A 495-nucleotide genomic window follows, 5' to 3' on the forward strand; every position below is an offset into this window, starting at 1 on the left:
TAGCGCCGCCAGATTTTCTGCCAGGCCGTGCTCGTAAGCGGCGTTGTCGGCCGTCAGCACCTTGCTGACACCCGCAACCTGTGCTGCCGCGTCTGCGGCTGCGCCACAGTGGGCTCCCGCGATCAGTACGGTCACGTCAGCGCCCAAGTCGGTCGCTGCAGCGATGGTATTTAACGTGGCGCCTTTCAGCGCGGTATTGTCGTGTTCTGCGATAACCAGAATGCTCATCAGATCACCTTCGCGTCGTTCTTCAGTTTGTCCACCAGTTCAGCCACATCGGCCACTTTCACACCCGCAGAGCGCTCGGCTGGCGGCTCTACTTTGAGGGTTTTGACTCTCGGGGTGACGTCCACACCCAGCGTCTCTGGTGTGGTGGTGTCCATGGGCTTTTTCTTGGCTTTCATGATGTTGGGCAGCGACGCGTAGCGCGGTTCGTTCAGGCGCAGGTCGGTGGTGACGATGGCGGGCAGCGACAGCTCGACCGTCTGCAGGCCA

The 495-nt window shown here is 61.2% G+C and carries 2 protein-coding genes; both read right to left on the reverse strand.

Annotated elements, in window-relative coordinates; all coding sequences use genetic code 11:
• On the reverse strand, window positions 1-228 hold a 228-nt coding region (locus ACXAFR_RS27515; protein ID WP_475183413.1), incomplete at its 3' end, for an adenine nucleotide alpha hydrolase family protein.
• The coding region (locus ACXAFR_RS27520; RefSeq protein WP_475183417.1) for an electron transfer flavoprotein subunit beta/FixA family protein at window positions 228-495 on the reverse strand (268 nt) is incomplete at its 5' end. The genes ACXAFR_RS27515 and ACXAFR_RS27520, both read right to left, overlap by 1 nt.

This window comes from Pseudomaricurvus sp. ABR4_320, from assembly GCF_056159445.1.